This window comes from Burkholderia sp. AU4i, assembly GCF_000466765.1.
Taxonomy (GTDB): domain Bacteria; phylum Pseudomonadota; class Gammaproteobacteria; order Burkholderiales; family Burkholderiaceae; genus Burkholderia; species Burkholderia cepacia.
This window is the reverse complement of sequence record NZ_ASSI01000494.1, coordinates 1-539: the sequence shown is the minus strand read 5'-3', so window position 1 is coordinate 539 and position 539 is coordinate 1. Positions and strand designations below refer to the sequence as shown.

General features: G+C 69.0%; 1 protein-coding gene. It reads right to left on the bottom strand.

Going from position 1 to position 539, the window contains the following annotated elements; translation table 11 throughout:
* Positions 1-104: 104 nt before the first annotated feature.
* A partial coding sequence (locus tag L810_RS43755) for a tyrosine-type recombinase/integrase (RefSeq protein ID WP_042978554.1) occupies positions 105-539 on the bottom strand: 435 nt, incomplete at its 5' end.

The following is a 539-nucleotide window of genomic DNA, read 5'->3' as shown; positions in this document are numbered from 1 at the left end:
TGCGCTTCATTGCCATGCCGCCTTCCAGGACGGACTGGTGGACGGCACGCATACCGTTGTTGCAACGACTCCTCGCGTTCTTTTCATAAGAGCTGGAGAAGCGCTCAGACGTCGCGTCTTAGCCGGGCATGGTACTTCGCCGCCTCGCGACGCATCCGCGCCTCTTCCGGCGACACGTAGATCGACGTGGTGCCGAGAGACGCGTGGCCGAGCGTGCGCTGCACGACCTCGAGCGCAACGCCGGCAGCCAGCATCTGCGTGCCGACCGTGTGCCGGAATGCATGGGGCGACGTGCTGGCCAGCTTGCGCCGCTCCGGTTCCGTCAGATCGGACATCACCTCGAGCAGCTGCGCGATCGCCCATTGCGTGAGTCCGCGCGCGCCGCGCACGGAATAGCCCCCCCCGGTTGCGGCGCCGACGACCTCTTCGCCAGTGTCGATGGGTTCGCCGAATTTCTCGCGGGCCCGCGGCGTCGGCGGGATGACCAGCGGCGCCACCAGCGGCAACCCGGGCGGCTGCGCCGCGGCCGCCGCGTCGAG